The following is a 15,858-nucleotide window of genomic DNA, read 5'->3' as shown; positions in this document are numbered from 1 at the left end:
ACGGCCGGGGCTCGTCCCCGGCGCTAGCGATTTAAGAAGAGGCGGCAGCATTGTCTACGGGTAATTTGGATTTCGAACAGTTCCGGGTCTTCCTGGAGAAAGCCTGTGGCATCCTGCTGGGCGAGAATAAGCAGTACCTGGTCTCCAGCCGTCTCAACAAGCTGATGGAGCAACAGGGCATCAAGTCGCTGGGCGAATTGGTGCAGCGCATCCAGACCCAGCCACGCAGTGGTTTGCGCGAGCAGGTGGTCGATGCCATGACCACCAACGAGACGCTGTGGTTTCGCGACACCTACCCGTTCGAAGTGCTCAAGAGCAAGGTGATCCCGGAGTTCATCAAGAACAATCCGGGCCAGCGGCTGCGCATCTGGTCGGCGGCCTGTTCGTCGGGGCAGGAGCCGTATTCGATCTCGATGTCGATCGACGAGTTCGAGCGCACCAACCTCGGCCAGTTGAAGATGGGCGCGCAGATTGTTGCCACCGACCTGTCCGGCGCCATGCTCAACAACTGCAAGACTGGCGAGTACGACAGTCTGGCCATTGCCCGTGGCCTGTCCCAGGAGCGCCTGCAGCGCTACTTCGACCCCAAGGGGCCGGGGCGCTGGGCGGTCAAGCCGCCGATCCGCAGTCGCGTTGAGTTCCGTTCGTACAACCTGCTCGACAGCTATGCGCCGCTGGGCAAATTCGACATCGTGTTCTGTCGCAACGTGCTGATCTACTTCTCGGCTCAGGTCAAGAAGGACATCCTCATGCGCATTCACAGCACGCTCAAGCCTGGTGGCTACCTGTTCCTTGGCGCGTCCGAGGCGCTCAACGGGTTGCCGGACCACTATCAGATGGTCCAGTGCAGTCCAGGGATCATTTACCAGGCCAAGTAAGGTCGGGCAAAAAAGGCCGGTGTCTTGCGACAGCGGCCTTTTTTGTTCCTGTTGTCAGGGCGTGGTCTTGAGTTTGAGGTTGCCGGTCGGCGGGGGATAGCCCTTGACGTCAATTTTTTGTTTTGCCGCTTTTGCCGCCTGGCAATTGCCGCTTGATGCGCGCAAAGCGGAAGCGCCTTGCCGCTTTTCTGGCAGCGCCATCGCCTATTTGATCGGCTGGCCCCCTATTTACGAGGGTTTTGATGGTTGGCACAGCCCTTGCTAAAGCCTAAGCCAACGAAACTCTGGTCAACCTCCGAAGGTTTCCCCGATATGAGCATCAGCTTCGACAAAGCGCTCGGCATCCACGAAAAGGCGCTGGGCTTTCGCGCCCAGCGTGCCGAGGTGCTGGCCAACAACATCGCCAACGCCGACACGCCCAACTACAAGGCGCGTGACATGGACTTCTCTTCGGTGCTCGCCGCCGAGGCCGACAAACAGCAGAACGGACGTATCGCCCTGGACCGCACCAACAGCCGTCACATCGAGGCCGAAGGCCTGGCGATGATGGACGACACGTTGCAGTACCGCACCCCGATGCAGCCGTCGATCGACCAGAACACCGTGGACGCGCAGATCGAGCAATCGAACTACACCGAAAACGCCGTTGGCTTCCAGGCCAGCTTCACCCTGCTCAACAGTAAATTCAAAGGGCTGGTATCGGCCCTGCGCGGAGAGTGACCATGTCCCTTGCCAGTGTCTTCAACATCGCCGGTAGCGGCATGAGCGCGCAGAATACGCGCCTGAACACCGTCGCTTCGAACATCGCCAACGCCGAGACGGTGTCCTCGAGCATCGACCAGACCTACCGCGCTCGCCACCCGGTATTCGCCACCACCTTCCAGCAGGCCCAGAGCGGCGCGGGCCAGTCGCTGTTCGAGGATCAGGGCGAGGCGGGGCAGGGCGTTCAGGTCAAGGGCATCATCGAGGACCAGAGCAACCTCGAGGCCCGCTACGAGCCGAACCACCCGGCGGCGAACAAGGACGGCTACGTCTACTACCCGAACGTCAACGTGGTCGAGGAGATGGCCGACATGATCTCCGCCAGTCGCGCGTTCCAGACCAACGCCGAACTGATGAACACCGCCAAGAACATGATGCAGAAAGTGCTGACCCTGGGTCAGTAAGCAGGGAGCCGTAATGACTACCACCAATACCGATACCAAGGTCGGCAGCGGCTATCTGGATTCGCTGCAGAAGCCTGCCAGCAAGAGCAACACCGGGCAGGCCGGCAGCGCGCTGGGCAAGGATGCGTTCCTGCAGTTGCTGGTGACGCAGATGAAGAACCAGAACCCGCTGGATCCCCAGGACAACGGCGAATTCGTCGCGCAGTTGGCCCAGTTCAGCAGCCTCGAGGGCATCCAGTCGCTGAAGGAGTCGGTCGACGGCATCCTCACCGGCATTGGTTCGTCCCAGGCGCTGCAGGCCACTTCGCTGGTCGGTCGCTCGGTGATCGTGGCGAGCGACAAGGCGGTGGTCGACACCACCAAGAGCTTCAATGGCCAGGTCGTGGTGCCGTCGAACATCACCGAGGGCAAGGTCAGCATCAAGGACAAGGATGGCAACGTGGTCAAGACCATCGACCTGGGGGCGCGCAAGGCCGGTACCGCAGACTTCATCTGGGACGGCAAGAACGAGAAGGGCGAGGCGGTCGAGCCGGGCACCTATACCTTCAGTGCCGAGACCAAGGTCGACGGCAAGGCCAAGACGCTGGCCACGCTGCTGCCGGCCAAGGTCAACAGTGTCAGCTTCCAGAACGGCAGCGAGATGATGCTCGACCTGGCCGGTATCGGCAAAGTCGGCATCTCCAAAGTAACCACCATCGGAATCTAACGCCGCAGCATCGGCACAAGGAGCGAGTAAATGTCTTTCAATATCGGCCTTAGCGGTCTCTACGCGGCGAACAAGGCTCTGAACGTTACCGGCAACAACATTGCCAACGTCGCCACCACCGGTTTCAAATCGTCGCGCGCCGAGTTCGGCGACCAGTATTCGCAGTCCATCCGTGGCACCGCCGGCGGCAAGACCCAGGTGGGCAGCGGCGTGAAGACCATGGCGGTCTCGCAGATGTTCAACCCGGGCAACATCAATGGCACCGGCCAGGCGCTGGACATGGCCATCGACGGCAACGGCTTCTTTGCCCTGAATGACAACGGCTCGCGGATTTACACCCGCTCCGGCGCCTTCTACAGCGACAAGGAAGGCTACGTGGTCAACGCCAACGGCGCCAACCTGCAGGGTTATCCGGTGGATGAAAACGGCAAGGTCATCCAGGGGTCGCTGACCAACCTGAAGATCGATACCTCGAACCTGTCGCCGAAGCCGACGGGTCGCATTTCCGAAACGGTCAACCTGAACTCCAGCGACGCAGCGCCGACAGTTGCGCCGTTCGATCCGACCAATGTCAAAAGCTACAACTACACCTTCAATACCCCGGTCTACGACAGCCAGGGCAACGAACACCAGATGAACCAGTATTTCGTCAAGGATGCCGGTACCAACTCCTGGACCATGTACACCACCATCGATGGTCGCAATCCGGCCGACCCCACCTTGTCCACTCCGCTGGTCAACAAGCTGCCGTTCACCTCGGCAGGCAAGCTGGATACCGCCGCAATGGCTGCCGGGCCGGTCGCAGGTGGCTTGACCGTCGCTGCCGACAAGACCTTCCAGCTGGCCAACTGGGTGCCGGCCGAGAAGAACGCCGCAGGCGCCTGGGTAGGCAATGGTGCCACCGCACGCACCGGTGGTGTGACCCTGGACATGCTGGCCACCACTCAGTACAACGCGGCCTCGGCCACCACTGCCAAGGACCAGGATGGCTATGCCACCGGTGAGCTCGCCGGCCTGACCGTGGATCAGAGCGGCAACCTGTTCGCCAACTTCACCAACGGCCAGAACAAGGTCATCGGTCAGGTGGTGATCGCCAACTTCGCCAACCTGCAGGGGCTGACCCCGGTCGGCGCCACCGCCTGGAAAGAGTCCTACGCTTCGGGCGTGCCGATCATCGGCGAGCCGGACACCGGTACCCTGGGTCGTATCGCGGGCAGTTCCCTGGAAGACTCCAACGTCGACCTGACCGGCGAGTTGGTCAGCCTGATCAAGGCGCAGAGCAACTACCAGGCCAACGCCAAGACCATTTCCACCGAAAGCACCATCATGCAGACCATCATCCAGATGACCTGATGATCGTGGCGTGAAAAAGCCCCTGCTTGCGGGGGCTTTTTCACGTCTGGCACAGCGGAGGGCATAGCCATGAAGAAACTGTCGATGCTCGTGGCGGTGACGGGCGCACTGTTGATCGCGCTCTCGCTGCGCGCCGCGCCGGCGCCCTGGTATCAGTGGCAAAGCCTGGCGACCGGGCGCTACATGTGCTCGGCCACCGATCCTGGCGAGGGCTGGAAGCGTCATTCCGGGCCCTACAACAATGGCGCGTGTCGGAACAACTGACGGGGTGTTGCCGCCTGCGGCAAACATTCGCCGACAAACTGACGCTTTTTGTCTTGGCGTGGCCCTGAATGCCCCGTACTCAAAGGGTTGCGTCAGCTTGGTTCGATATTTGCTTTACCCTTGCCAACGATAGCGCGGCGAGGTTCGCGTAGAGGAGATGCTGTGGACAAGATGCTTTACGTGGCCATGACCGGCGCCAGCCAGAACGCGCTGGCGCAGAAGGCCCATGCCAACAACCTGGCGAACGTTTCCACCAACGGCTTCCAGCGTGACCTGGAGCAGGCGCGTTCGATGCCGGTGTTCGGCGACAGCTTTCCGGCACGCGCCTTCGCCATGACCGAGCGCCCGGCCACCGATTTCAGCGAGGGTGCGCTGGTCGAGACCGGTCGGGAGCTGGATGTGGCGGTTGCCGGCAAGGGTTTCATCGCCGTGCAGGCACCAGACGGTAGCGAAGCCTACGTGCGCACCGGCAGCCTGAACATCGACGCCCTGGGCGTGCTGCGTGCTGGCAACGGCATGCCGGTGATCGGCAATGGCGGTCCCATCGCCATTCCGCCGGAGCAGAAGGTCGAGGTCGGCGACGACGGCACCATCAGCATCCGCGCCATGGGCGAGGATCCGCGGGTGATGGCCGAGGTCGACCGGATCAAGCTGGTCAATCCGGATATCAAGGGGCTTACCAAGGGCCTGGACGGCATGATCCACACCACCAGTGGCCAGCCGGCTGACGCCGATGTCAACGTGCGGGTGGTCTCGGGTTTCCTGGAGTCGAGCAACGTCAATGCCGTCGAGGAAATGACCTCGGTGCTGGCGCTGTCCCGTCAGTTCGAACTGCACGTCAAGATGATGAACGCGGCCAAGGAAGGCGATGAAGCCATGGCTCGGGTTTTGCAAATCGGCTAATTACATTTGAACGGGTGCCGTAAAACAGGCGCACGAGGAGAACATTAAATGCTTCCGGCTCTTTGGGTCGCTAAAACCGGCCTGTCCGCCCAGGACACCAACCTCGCGGTCATCTCCAACAACTTGGCCAACGTCTCGACCACCGGCTTCAAGCGTGATCGTGCCGAGTTCCAGGACCTGCTCTACCAGATCAAGCGCCAGCCTGGCGCGCAGTCCACCCAGGACAGCGAGCTGCCTTCGGGCCTGCAGGTCGGTACCGGTGTGCGCATCGTCGGCACCCAGAAGAGCTTCAATGCCGGCAGCCTGCAGACCACTGAAAACCCGCTGGACATGGCGGTCAACGGTCGCGGTTTCTTCCAGATCCTGCAGCCCGACGGCACCGTGTCGTACACGCGCGACGGTACCTTCCACCTGAACTCCGACGGCCAGATCGTCACCGCCAACGGCTTTGCCCTGGAACCGGCCATCGTCGTGCCGCCAGACGCGCAGACGTTCACCGTCGGCAAGGACGGCACCGTGTCGATCACCACCGTCGGCAACCCGGCCGCGCAGGTCATCGGCAACATCCAGACCGCCGACTTCATCAACCCGGCCGGTCTGCAGGCGATCGGTGGCAACCTGTTCCTGGAGACCGCTGCCAGCGGCGCGCCGCAGGTCGGCACCCCAGGCCTGAACGGCTTCGGCACCACCGAGCAGCAGACCCTGGAAGCGTCCAACGTCAGCACCGTCGAAGAGCTGGTGAACATGATCACCACCCAGCGCGCCTACGAGATGAACTCCAAGGTCATCTCCGCCGCCGACAAGATGCTGTCGTTCGTCACCCAGCAGCTGTAACCCCTGGCGGCCCGCCGGGTGCGGGCCGCTGACCATTCGCTCGCTGTTGCAGCGCCTGTTTTGCCTAGAGGTAAGCGTCATGAAACGTCTGTTGTCCGTGTTCGCCCTGGGGGGGGCGGTATCGTTGGCCGGTTGCGTCGCGCCGACGCCCAAGCCCAACGATCCGTACTACGCGCCGGTCCTGCCGCGCACCCCGTTGCCGGCAGCGGCCAACAACGGCTCGATCTACCAGGCCGGTTTCGAGCAGGGCCTGTATACCGATCGCAAGGCGTTTCGGGTCGGTGACATCATCACCATCACCCTCAACGAGCGCACCTCGGCGAGCAAGAACGCAGGTTCCCAGATCCAGAAGAACAGCAAGGCCAACCTCGGTCTGACCTCGCTGTTCGGTACCGTGCCGAACACCAACAACCCGTTGGGCAGTGGCGACCTCACCCTGGAGGCCGGCTACAGCGGTGACCGTTCCACCAAAGGTGACAGCAAGGCCACCCAGGGCAACACCCTGACCGGCTCGATCACCGTCACCGTGGCCGAGGTGCTGCCCAACGGCATTATCGCCGTGCGTGGCGAGAAGTGGATGACCCTGAACACCGGCGAAGAGCTGGTGCGCATTGCTGGCCTGGTGCGTGCCGACGACATCGCCACCGACAACACCGTGCCGTCCACCCGCGTGGCCGACGCGCGCATCACCTATTCGGGCACCGGCTCGTTTGCCGATGCCAGCCAGCCCGGTTGGCTGGACCGCTTCTTCATCAGCCCGCTCTGGCCTTTCTGAGTACGGATGACCATGTTCAACGCTAGGCGGTTGATTGCCGCGACACTACTTCTGTCCTGTGCGTTCGGCGCCCACGCCGAGCGCTTGAAGGATATCGCCAGCATTTCCGGCGTGCGGGCCAACCAGCTGATCGGCTACGGCTTGGTGGTGGGCCTGAACGGTACCGGTGACCAGACCACCCAGACCCCGTTCACCCTGCAGACCTTCAACAATATGCTGTCACAGTTCGGCATCAAGGTGCCGCCAGGATCGGGCAACGTGCAGTTGAAAAACGTTGCCGCGGTGTCGGTGCATGCCGACCTGCCGGCCTTCGCCAAGCCGGGCCAGGTGATCGACATCACGGTGTCATCGATCGGCAACTCCAAGAGCCTGCGCGGCGGCAGCCTGTTGATGACGCCGCTCAAGGGTATCGACGGCAACGTCTACGCCATCGCCCAGGGCAACCTGGTGGTCGGTGGATTCGACGCCGAAGGCCGTGATGGCTCGAAGATCACCGTCAACGTCCCGTCGGCCGGTCGTATTCCCGGTGGCGCGTCGGTCGAGCGCGCGGTGCCAAGTGGCTTCAACCAGGGCAACAGTCTCACCCTGAACCTCAATCGCCCGGACTTCACCACCGCCAAGCGCATCGTCGACAAGGTCAACGAGCTGCTTGGCCCGGGCGTGGCCCAGGCCGTCGATGGTGGTTCGGTGCGGGTCACCGCGCCGATGGACCCGAGCCAGCGAGTGGACTACCTGTCCATTCTCGAGAACCTGGAGATCGATCCGGGGCAGGCTGTGGCCAAGGTCATCATCAACTCGCGCACCGGTACCATCGTCATCGGCCAGAACGTCAAGGTCTCGCCGGCGGCGGTGACCCACGGCAGCCTGACCGTGACCATCACCGAAGACCCGATCGTCAGCCAGCCGGGGCCGTTCTCCAACGGCCAGACCGCCGTGGTGCCACGCTCGCGGGTCAATGCCGAGCAGGAAGCCAAGCCGATGTTCAAGTTCGGCCCGGGCACCACGCTGGATGAGATCGTCCGCGCGGTGAACCAGGTCGGCGCAGCGCCGAGCGACCTGATGGCGATCCTCGAAGCCCTGAAGCAGGCCGGTGCGTTGCAAGCCGACCTGATCGTGATCTGAGGACGCCAGGGATGAATCCGAAAAGCCTGATCTCCGGCGCGTCCGACAGTGGGGCCTTCACCGACCTCAATCGGTTGAGTTCGCTCAAAGCTGGCGATCGCGACAGCGAGGGCAACATCCGCAAGGTGGCCCAGGAATTCGAGTCGTTGTTCGTCAGCGAGATGCTCAAGGCGTCGCGCAAGGCCACCGATGTGATGGCCGACGAAGACAGCCCGATGAACAGCGACACGGTCAAGCAGTACCGTGACATGTATGACCAGCAACTGGCGGTGAGCATGTCCCGCCAGGGTGGCGGCATTGGCCTGCAGGATGTGCTGGTGCGTCAGCTGAGCAAGCAGAAGCACAGCGTGAACTCCAGCCCATTCCCGCGCACCGACGGTGCCGCTCCGGTGCTCTGGGGCAGTCGCGTGGCCGCGCCGGTGCACGGCGAGCAGCCCGCTGCCGGGCGCAACGACGTCGCTGCCCTCAATTCGCGGCGCCTGGCCTTGCCGGGCAAGCTGACCGACCGATTGCTGGCTGGGATCGTGCCGTCCGCCGCCAGTGCCGGCGCCGCGGGCAGCGACACGGCCCTGCCCAGTCGCAGTGGCCCCACGCTCGCCGGCGTCGCCCGGGGCGACTGGCAACCGGCGCAGGCGTTCGCCGCGCCGCGCGAGGGTGTGCGCATTCTGGGCCGGGCCGTGGCCCAGCCGCCGCTGGCGCCGAGCAAGGCGTTCAGCGACAGCGATGCCTTCGTCGCCACCATGCTGCCGATGGCCGAGCAGGCGGCCAAGCGCATCGGTATCGACCCGCGCTACCTCGTGGCCCAGGCTGCGCTGGAAACTGGTTGGGGCAAGTCGGTCATGCGCAATCCCGACGGCAGTAGCAGCCACAACCTGTTCGGCATCAAGGCCACCGGTAACTGGCAGGGTGGCGAGGCCCGGGCGATCACCAGCGAGTTCCGTGGTGGGCAGTTCGTCAAGGAGACGGCGGCGTTCCGTTCCTACGACTCCTACCAGGACAGCTTCCACGATCTGGTCAGCCTGTTGCAGAACAACAACCGCTATAAAGATGCCGTCGGCGCCGCCGATAACCCGGAACAGTTTGCAAGAGAGCTGCAGAAGGCTGGCTACGCGACCGATCCGGACTACGCCCGCAAGATCATCAGCATTGCCCGGCAGCTGCGGCCAACCCAGGAATACGCCATGGCCGGCACTAACACGAATCTATAAGGATTGAAGCATGTCTCTGATCTCGATCGGGCTTTCCGGCCTGAATGCCAGCCAGACCGCGCTGTCCATCACCGGTAACAACATCGCCAACGCGGCCGTCTCGGGTTACTCGCGTCAGCAGACCATCCAGACCACGGGGCCGTCGCACAATATCGGCACGGGCTTCGTCGGCACTGGTACCACGTTGTCGGATGTGCGTCGTATCTACAACGCCTACCTGGACAACCAGCTGCAGACCTCCACCTCGTTGAATACCGATGCGGCGGCGTTCCAGGATCAGATCACCGGCATCGACAAGCTGCTGGCCGAAAGCGACACCGGTATCAGCTCGGTGCTGACCGCGTTCTTCTCGGCCCTGCAGACCGCCTCGGCCAAGCCCAGCGACGTCGCCTCGCGCCAGCTGCTGCTGACCCAGGCGCAGACCCTGAGCAACCGCTTCAATGCCATCTCCAGCCAGATGAGCAAGCAGAACGACAGCATCAACAGCCAGCTGGACACCCTGTCGGGCCAGGTCAACAAGCTGACCTCGAGCATCGCCGATCTCAACAAGCAGATCACCCAGCTGTCGGCCTCCGGTGCCTCACCGAACAACCTGCTCGACGCCCGCAGCGAAGCGGTTCGCCAGCTCAACGAACTGGTCGGCGTCACCGTGCAGGAGCGTGACGGCAACTACGACGTGTACCTGGGCAACGGCCAGTCGCTGGTCACCGGCAACCGCGCCAACACCCTGACCGCCGTGCCGAGCGCCGCGGACCAGAGCCAGTACAGCCTGCAGATCAACTACCCGACCTTCTCCTCGGATGTCACCTCGGTGGTCACCGGCGGGCAGATCGGTGGCTTGCTGCGCTACCGCAACGACGTGCTCACCCCGTCGATGAACGAGCTGGGACGTGTCGCCCTGGTGGTGGCCGACAGCATCAACAGCCAGCTGGGGCAGGGCCTGGATGCCAACGCGCAGTTCGGCAGCGCGCTGTTCTCCAGCATCAACAGTGCCCTGGCGATCAGCCAGCGCAGCCTGGCCTCCACGAACAACAGTGCAGGCTCCGGCAACCTGGATGTGACCATCGCCAACAGCGGTGCGCTCACCACCTACGACTACGAGGTCAAGTTCACGGGCCCGAACCAGTACAGCGTGCGCCGTTCCGACGGCACCGACATGGGCAACTTCGACCTGACCACCACGCCGCCGCCGGTGATCGACGGTTTCACCTTGAAACTGAACGGTGGCGGCCTGGCCGCTGGCGACACCTTCAAGGTGAGCCCGACCCGTTCGGCGGCAGGCTCCATCAATACCGTGCTCACCGATGCCAACAAGCTCGCCTTCGCCGGGCCGATCAATGGCATTGTGGGTAGTGGCAATACCGGCTCCGGCACCATCACCCAGCCAAACCTGGGAGCCAAGCTGGATATCTATGGTGGCGCCGACACTGCGCTGATCCAAGATTCGATCAAGCATTCCATGCCGGTACGCATGGTGTTCCAGGCCGCCAGCGGAGGTACGCAGGGCTACACCCTGTACGACTCCAAGGGTAACTCCATCGGCACAGGCACCATCGTGCCTGGTCAGGATAACAAGCTGACCATCAATGTGCCGATGCGCGATGCCAGCGGTGCGCCGATCCTCGATGGTAGCGGCAACCCGCGGACCTTCAGCGTCGAGACCACCGTCGGCGGCAGCCCGGCGACCAACGACAGCTTTACCTTTGGCTTCAATGCCGACGGCAAGTCCGATAACCGCAACGCCCAGGCGCTGCTGGGGCTGCAGACCAAATCCACCGTCGGCGTGACCTCCGGCGGCGGCTCCAGCTTCACTTCGGCCTACGCCTCGCTGGTCGAGCGGGTCGGGGCCAAGGCCAACCAGGCCAAAATCGATACCGTTGCGACCAAGGCCGTGCTCGATGCGGCCAAGGAAAGCCGCAACGGGGTTTCCGGTGTCAACCTGGACGATGAGGCAGCCAACCTGATCAAGTTCCAGCACTACTACACCGCGTCGTCGCAGATCATCAAGGCGGCGCAGGAAACCTTCAGCATCCTGATCAACGCATTGTAAGGAGTAGCCATCGTGCGTATTTCCACCGCTCAGTTCTATGAGTCGAGCGCCAGTAGCTACACCAAGAACTTCGCCGACCTGATGAAGAGCAAGACGCAGATCGACAGCGGCGTGCGCATCCAGACCGCTGCCGACGATCCGGTCGGCGCCGCGCGCCTGCTCCTGCTGCAACAGCAGCAAGCGCTGCTCAAGCAGTACGACGGCAATATGACCACGGTGAACAACTCGCTGCTGCAGGAAGAGAGCGTGCTGAGCACCATCAACGATGCCATGCAGCGCGCCAGCGAGCTGGCCCTGCGTGCCGGTGGCGCTGGCGTGACCGATGCTGATCGCGTCTCCATCAGCAGCGAGCTCAAGGAGATCGAGGCCAACATCTTCGGCCTGCTCAATTCGCGCGATGCCAACGGCGACTACATGTTCGGTGGCACCAAGACCTCGTCGCCACCCTATGTGCGCAATGCCGATGGCACCTACAGCTACCAGGGCGACCAGACCCAGCTGAGCCTGCAGGTGTCCGACACCCTGAGCCTGGCGACCAACGACACCGGCTTCAGCATCTTCGATTCGGCCAAGAACAAGAGCCGTACCCAGTCCACCCTGGTGACGCCGCCGGTCGATGACGGCAAGGTCGCGCTCTCGCCGGGCCTGCTGACCTCGAACAACACCTACAACAGCAGCTTCACCGCTGGCCAGCCGTACAAGATCACCTTCACCAGCGCCACCCAGTACACGGTGACCGATGCTCTGGGTAACGACATCACTGCCGAGACGCCCACCAATGGCACCTTCGACAGTAAGGCCGAGGGTGGCAATCGTATCGCGCTGCGCGGCGTCGAGTTCGAGATCACCGCCTCGCTGAAAGAAGGCGATGATGCCAATGCCGTCTTCGCTGGCCGCGAGTTCAGCGTGCAGGCCCGCCCCGATACGCTCACGACCGTGCGTGGTGCCGGCAACCCGTCCAGTGCGCAGGTCACCAGCGGCGCCGTGACCGACCCGGCCGCCTACAGCAGTACCTTCCCGAGTGATGGGGCGGTGATCAAGTTCACCGGTGCCAACACCTACGAGTTCTATGCCCAGCCTTTGACTGCGGACAGCAAACCCGTTGCCAGCGGTACCTTCACCGCGCCGTCGCTGACGGTGGCGGGGGTGACCTACCAGGTATCCGGTACGCCGCAGACGGGTGACCAGTTCGCGGTCAATGCCAACAACCACCAGAACCAGAGCGTGCTGGAGACCATCAGCCAGCTGCGTGCGGCGTTGGATGCGCCGCCAGGCACCTCGGGCGACAATACCGCCATCAAGAACGCCGTAGCCTCGGCTGTGGCCAACCTGGCCAGTGCCCGCGAGCAGGTGGATATCACCCGTGGTTCGATCGGTGCTCGTGGCAACTCGCTCGATATCCAGCGCCAGGAAAACACCAGCCTGAGCACGGCCAACAAGGTCACCCAGGATGCCATCGGCAACACCGACATGGCCGACGCCTCGATCATGCTGACCCTGCAGCAGGCCATGCTCGAAGCTTCCCAGCTGGCCTTCTCGCGTATTTCGCAACTGAGCCTGTTCAACAAGCTCTGATCGCGATCCGCGTCAGGAAAGCCCCGGCCAGCGCCATGCTGCCGGGGCTTTTTCGTGTCTGGCGCGCGGTGGTGGCAGGGGTTTGGCGATAATTGACTGTGACTAATGAGTCAAATCGTGCATCTTCCCTGTATTCTATGCGGCAGTTGCTGCAGCATTTTGTTACCGGTGCGCAAAGGGCAAGCCTGGTGTCGGCCTGTCCGGGGCGCATTGCCCTCGACCCGGTAGTCGGCGCCCTCAATTCATCGAGTGGCGGCGGCATTTTTCAAGGTAGTTGTCGCGTCAACCGTCTAACTATGCCGCCATTTTCTCGTTCTGTTGCTCTCGATCCGGGTTCAACAACACGGTGCCGATCGGTTCCCAGTTACGCGTCCGGCCTGACCACCGCTCCGGTTTGTTTTCCTTGGCTCGTTCGTACAACTCATGTCGCCGGGCCAAGACCTGATGGTCCAGCCCTCGATGCCGCTCAGCCGGTGTGACGAACCGGATGCGGCTATGTCGGTGCTCGTTGTTGTACCACCGCATAAAATTCCTCACCCAAGCCCGAGCAGCATCCAGACTGGCAAAACCATCCAGCGGCCATTGCGGGCAGTATTTCAGCGTTCTAAACAGCGACTCCGAGTAGGGATTGTCGTTGCTCACACGCGGTCGGCCCCGCGAAGGCGTGATGCCCAGGTCGTACATCTTGCTCAGCAGCGTCACCGATTTCATCGGCGCTCCGTTGTCCGAGTGCAGCACCAGCGGTTCGTGTAAACACTGCTCACCGATCACGCTGCGTTGCAGCAGCGCGGCGGCTTTTTCACCGCTTTCCGCGTCGTAGACCTCCCAGCCCACGGCCTTGCGGCTGTAAATATCCTCGATCAGATAGAGGTAGTAATACTTTCCGCGTATCGGCGAGGGCAGATACGTGATGTCCCACGACCACACCTGATTGGGCGCTTTGGCCGCATGCGTTGTCGGTGCTGCGTGCCTTCTGGGCCGCTGGCTGCGGCCTCGATGTTGTTGTTGGCCTGCCGCACGTAGAACGCGATAAAACGTCGCCTCCGACGCCACATAACGCCCTTGATCGGCCAGCCGCGGCACGATCTGGCTCGGCGGCAAGTGGGCGTACTCCGGGCTGTTACACAGCGTCACAATGGTCTGACGCTCGACTTCGCTCAGTGCATTTCGCGGTGTTGGCCGTGTGACAATCGTTCGGGCATCGGCCTGGATAACCTCTGTTTCAGTCCAACGTTGCAAAGTCCGCAGCGATAGACCGATTTCCTGGCACGCCCTGATTTTTCTGGCTCCTGCCGCCACCGCGCTACCCAGCCAGGCAACGATTAACTGGCGCTCTGGCAAAGATGTTAGTTGTCCTCGTTGTCGTTCGTCCCCCAGTAGTCGTTGAGCTTTTTTCGCAGCACCAACAACGCGGCTGTTTCAGCGAGCGCCTTGTCTTTGCGGCGCAGTTCGCGCTCAAGTTCCTGGATGCGTTTCTTGTCCTTGCGAGATTGCTCGCGATCTTCTTTTTGCTGAGCCTTTGTCGATTTCTGGCCGGTGATAAAAGCTTGTCGCCAAGCCGTGATTTGTTCGGGGTAAAGACCTTTGCGGCGGCAATACTCGCCGAGGTCGATCTCGGACAAACCGGCGGCTTCAAGCACGACAGCAAACTTGGTTTCGGCTGACCAGTTCTCGGTCAACGGCTTGTTTTCGGACACTGCATTTCCTTCAGAACTGAGCTGCTTGCGCCAGTTGGACAAAGACATTTCGCTGACCCCTTCGCGCCGGGAAACCTCGGCCATCGACAGGTTCAGCGGGGGAAGCAGCATTTTAAGTAATGCGGCTCTGCGTTCAGGTGAATAGTACGGCACGACCAGTCTCTTTCCGCCCCCGATATGCTTTTTTAGGAAAAATCGGAGAGGCGACAACTATCCTGACACCGGGGGGCGGTCTTTGGCTGTTTTCATTGGGAAGCCAGAATGATTGGCATCAAAAGCATCGCGAGTTACGTGCCCACCGCTGGCCTGGACAACTACGTCCAGGGTGCGAAGTTCGGCAAGGACGAAGAGTTCATGTTCGGCAAGATCGGCGCCTCCTTCCTGCCGCGCAAGGCCGAGGAGCAGGAAACGTCCGACCTGTGCGTGGAGGCTGCCCGGGCGCTGTTCGCCAACAACCCCGAGCTCGATCCGCAGTCGATCGATGTACTGATCGTGGTCACCCAGAACGGTGACGAAGAAGGCCTGCCGCACACCGCGGCGATCGTCCAGAACAAGCTGGGCCTGTCGACCCGCGTGGCGGCCTTCGACGTGTCGCTGGGCTGCTCGGGTTATGTCTATGGCCTGTACGCCATCAAGGGCTTCATGCAGGCGGCGGGGTTGAAAAACGGCCTGCTGATCACTGCCGACCCGTATTCGAAGATCGTCGATCCGGAAGACCGCAACACCACCATGCTGTTCGGTGACGCCGCCACGGCCACCTGGATGGGCGAGAACGCTGTCTGGCAGCTGGGCGAGGCGCGTTTCGGCACCGATGGCTCGGGTGCCGAGCACCTCAAAGTCAGCGATGGCACCTTCTTCATGAACGGTCGCCAGGTGTTCAACTTCGCCCTGGTCAAGGTGCCGGCGCACCTGCATGAGCTGCTGGCGGCCAGCGGTTTGCAGTCTTCGGACATCGATGCGTTCTGCATTCACCAGGGCAGCGCGGCGATCGTCGATGCCGTGGCGCGGCGCTTCGAGGAGCAGCATCCGGAGAAGTTCGTCAAGGACATGCTCGAGACTGGCAACACCGTGTCCTCCAGCGTGCCGCTGCTGCTGCAGAAGCACATGTTCGACAGTAGCTGGAAGCGCGTGGCCATCAGCGGCTTTGGCGTGGGCCTGTCGTGGGGTTCGGCGATTCTCTATCGCGGCTGATTCGCGAAGGCCTCGAAAAAACGCCTGGCGTGCCCCGCCAGGCGTTTTTTTATGCGTGGAAGATCGCCCTGTAGGAGCGTGCTTGCCCCGTGAGGGGCTGCAAAGCAGCCCCTGATCGGCAACCGCCAAATCAATA

General features: G+C 62.3%; 16 protein-coding genes. 14 read left to right on the top strand and 2 right to left on the bottom strand.

Annotation, left to right across the window (positions count from 1 at the left end; genetic code table 11):
• Positions 1–50 precede the first annotated feature (50 nt).
• A complete protein-coding gene (gene cheR / locus K5H97_RS20610; RefSeq protein ID WP_028691042.1) occupies positions 51–878 on the top strand; it encodes a protein-glutamate O-methyltransferase CheR in 828 nt (275 codons plus the stop codon).
• 54 nt (positions 879–932) lie between these two features.
• On the opposite strand, the gene K5H97_RS20605 is transcribed toward cheR, so the two are convergent.
• Positions 933–1,079, bottom strand: a complete 147-nt coding sequence (locus K5H97_RS20605; protein ID WP_155952689.1) for a hypothetical protein — start codon at positions 1,077–1,079, stop codon at positions 933–935.
• A 111-nt stretch (positions 1,080–1,190) separates the two neighbouring features.
• Here K5H97_RS20605 and flgB point away from each other — a divergent pair, with 111 nt between their 5' ends.
• From flgB to K5H97_RS20545, 12 genes are all read left to right on the top strand, one after another.
• Positions 1,191–1,598, top strand: a complete 408-nt coding sequence (flgB, locus tag K5H97_RS20600) for a flagellar basal body rod protein FlgB (protein ID WP_028691041.1) — start codon at positions 1,191–1,193, stop codon at positions 1,596–1,598.
• A gap of 2 nt (positions 1,599–1,600) precedes the next feature.
• A complete protein-coding gene (flgC, locus tag K5H97_RS20595) occupies positions 1,601–2,044 on the top strand; it encodes a flagellar basal body rod protein FlgC (RefSeq protein ID WP_028691040.1) in 444 nt (147 codons plus the stop codon).
• A 13-nt stretch (positions 2,045–2,057) separates the two neighbouring features.
• Positions 2,058–2,750 (top strand): flagellar hook assembly protein FlgD, encoded by a 693-nt coding sequence (flgD, locus tag K5H97_RS20590; RefSeq protein WP_028691039.1) that lies wholly within the window; start codon positions 2,058–2,060, stop codon positions 2,748–2,750.
• 30 nt (positions 2,751–2,780) lie between these two features.
• Positions 2,781–4,103, top strand: coding sequence for a flagellar hook protein FlgE (gene flgE, locus K5H97_RS20585; RefSeq protein ID WP_028691038.1), 1,323 nt, complete (start codon positions 2,781–2,783; stop codon positions 4,101–4,103).
• Between the two features lie 69 nt (positions 4,104–4,172).
• On the top strand, positions 4,173–4,367 hold the full coding sequence (locus K5H97_RS20580) for a hypothetical protein (RefSeq protein ID WP_028691037.1): 195 nt from the start codon (positions 4,173–4,175) through the stop codon (positions 4,365–4,367).
• A 162-nt stretch (positions 4,368–4,529) separates the two neighbouring features.
• Positions 4,530–5,270 carry a flagellar basal body rod protein FlgF gene (locus K5H97_RS20575; RefSeq protein WP_028691036.1) on the top strand — a complete coding sequence of 247 codons (741 nt, stop codon included), beginning with the start codon at positions 4,530–4,532 and terminating at the stop codon, positions 5,268–5,270.
• A gap of 48 nt (positions 5,271–5,318) precedes the next feature.
• Complete coding sequence (gene flgG, locus K5H97_RS20570; RefSeq protein ID WP_028691035.1) at positions 5,319–6,104, top strand: flagellar basal-body rod protein FlgG; 786 nt, start codon at positions 5,319–5,321, stop codon at positions 6,102–6,104.
• A 79-nt stretch (positions 6,105–6,183) separates the two neighbouring features.
• On the top strand, positions 6,184–6,879 hold the full coding sequence (flgH, locus tag K5H97_RS20565; protein ID WP_028691034.1) for a flagellar basal body L-ring protein FlgH: 696 nt from the start codon (positions 6,184–6,186) through the stop codon (positions 6,877–6,879).
• Between the two features lie 12 nt (positions 6,880–6,891).
• Entirely contained in the window at positions 6,892–8,001 is a 1,110-nt protein-coding gene (locus tag K5H97_RS20560) for a flagellar basal body P-ring protein FlgI (RefSeq protein ID WP_028691033.1), read from the top strand.
• An 11-nt stretch (positions 8,002–8,012) separates the two neighbouring features.
• Positions 8,013–9,209, top strand: coding sequence for a flagellar assembly peptidoglycan hydrolase FlgJ (gene flgJ, locus K5H97_RS20555; RefSeq protein WP_028691032.1), 1,197 nt, complete (start codon positions 8,013–8,015; stop codon positions 9,207–9,209).
• A gap of 10 nt (positions 9,210–9,219) precedes the next feature.
• Entirely contained in the window at positions 9,220–11,259 is a 2,040-nt protein-coding gene (flgK, locus tag K5H97_RS20550; RefSeq protein WP_028691031.1) for a flagellar hook-associated protein FlgK, read from the top strand.
• Positions 11,260–11,271: 12 nt separating this feature from the next.
• On the top strand, positions 11,272–12,834 hold the full coding sequence (locus tag K5H97_RS20545; protein WP_028691030.1) for a flagellar hook-associated protein 3: 1,563 nt from the start codon (positions 11,272–11,274) through the stop codon (positions 12,832–12,834).
• 294 nt (positions 12,835–13,128) lie between these two features.
• On the opposite strand, the gene K5H97_RS20540 is transcribed toward K5H97_RS20545, so the two are convergent.
• Positions 13,129–14,684 (bottom strand): IS3 family transposase gene (locus K5H97_RS20540; protein ID WP_087149576.1). Its coding sequence is split into 2 segments (ribosomal slippage): positions 13,129–14,222 and positions 14,222–14,684, totalling 1,557 coding nucleotides; the frame shifts between segments, so codons are not numbered across the junction.
• A gap of 108 nt (positions 14,685–14,792) precedes the next feature.
• Between K5H97_RS20540 and K5H97_RS20535 the strand changes: the two genes are divergently transcribed.
• Positions 14,793–15,722 carry a ketoacyl-ACP synthase III gene (locus K5H97_RS20535; protein ID WP_028692780.1) on the top strand — a complete coding sequence of 310 codons (930 nt, stop codon included), beginning with the start codon at positions 14,793–14,795 and terminating at the stop codon, positions 15,720–15,722.
• The last annotated feature ends 136 nt before the right edge of the window (positions 15,723–15,858 follow it).

The organism is Pseudomonas mosselii (assembly GCF_019823065.1).
Lineage (GTDB): Bacteria > Pseudomonadota > Gammaproteobacteria > Pseudomonadales > Pseudomonadaceae > Aquipseudomonas > Aquipseudomonas mosselii.
Note: the sequence above shows the minus strand (reverse complement) of the source record. Positions and strands in the feature narration are given on the sequence as shown.

What these genes read in the sequence shown, in the direction of transcription:
- K5H97_RS20605 (WP_155952689.1), bottom strand. Translation starts at nt 1,079, where the DNA reads ATGGCGCTGCCAGAAAAGCGGCAAGGCGCTTCCGCTTTGCGCGCATCA.
- flgB (WP_028691041.1), top strand. Translation starts at nt 1,191, where the DNA reads ATGAGCATCAGCTTCGACAAAGCGCTCGGCATCCACGAAAAGGCGCTG.
- flgC (WP_028691040.1), top strand. Translation starts at nt 1,601, where the DNA reads ATGTCCCTTGCCAGTGTCTTCAACATCGCCGGTAGCGGCATGAGCGCG.
- flgD (WP_028691039.1), top strand. Translation starts at nt 2,058, where the DNA reads ATGACTACCACCAATACCGATACCAAGGTCGGCAGCGGCTATCTGGAT.
- flgE (WP_028691038.1), top strand. Translation starts at nt 2,781, where the DNA reads ATGTCTTTCAATATCGGCCTTAGCGGTCTCTACGCGGCGAACAAGGCT.
- K5H97_RS20580 (WP_028691037.1), top strand. Translation starts at nt 4,173, where the DNA reads ATGAAGAAACTGTCGATGCTCGTGGCGGTGACGGGCGCACTGTTGATC.
- flgG (WP_028691035.1), top strand. Translation starts at nt 5,319, where the DNA reads ATGCTTCCGGCTCTTTGGGTCGCTAAAACCGGCCTGTCCGCCCAGGAC.
- flgH (WP_028691034.1), top strand. Translation starts at nt 6,184, where the DNA reads ATGAAACGTCTGTTGTCCGTGTTCGCCCTGGGGGGGGCGGTATCGTTG.
- K5H97_RS20560 (WP_028691033.1), top strand. Translation starts at nt 6,892, where the DNA reads ATGTTCAACGCTAGGCGGTTGATTGCCGCGACACTACTTCTGTCCTGT.
- flgJ (WP_028691032.1), top strand. Translation starts at nt 8,013, where the DNA reads ATGAATCCGAAAAGCCTGATCTCCGGCGCGTCCGACAGTGGGGCCTTC.
- flgK (WP_028691031.1), top strand. Translation starts at nt 9,220, where the DNA reads ATGTCTCTGATCTCGATCGGGCTTTCCGGCCTGAATGCCAGCCAGACC.
- K5H97_RS20535 (WP_028692780.1), top strand. Translation starts at nt 14,793, where the DNA reads ATGATTGGCATCAAAAGCATCGCGAGTTACGTGCCCACCGCTGGCCTG.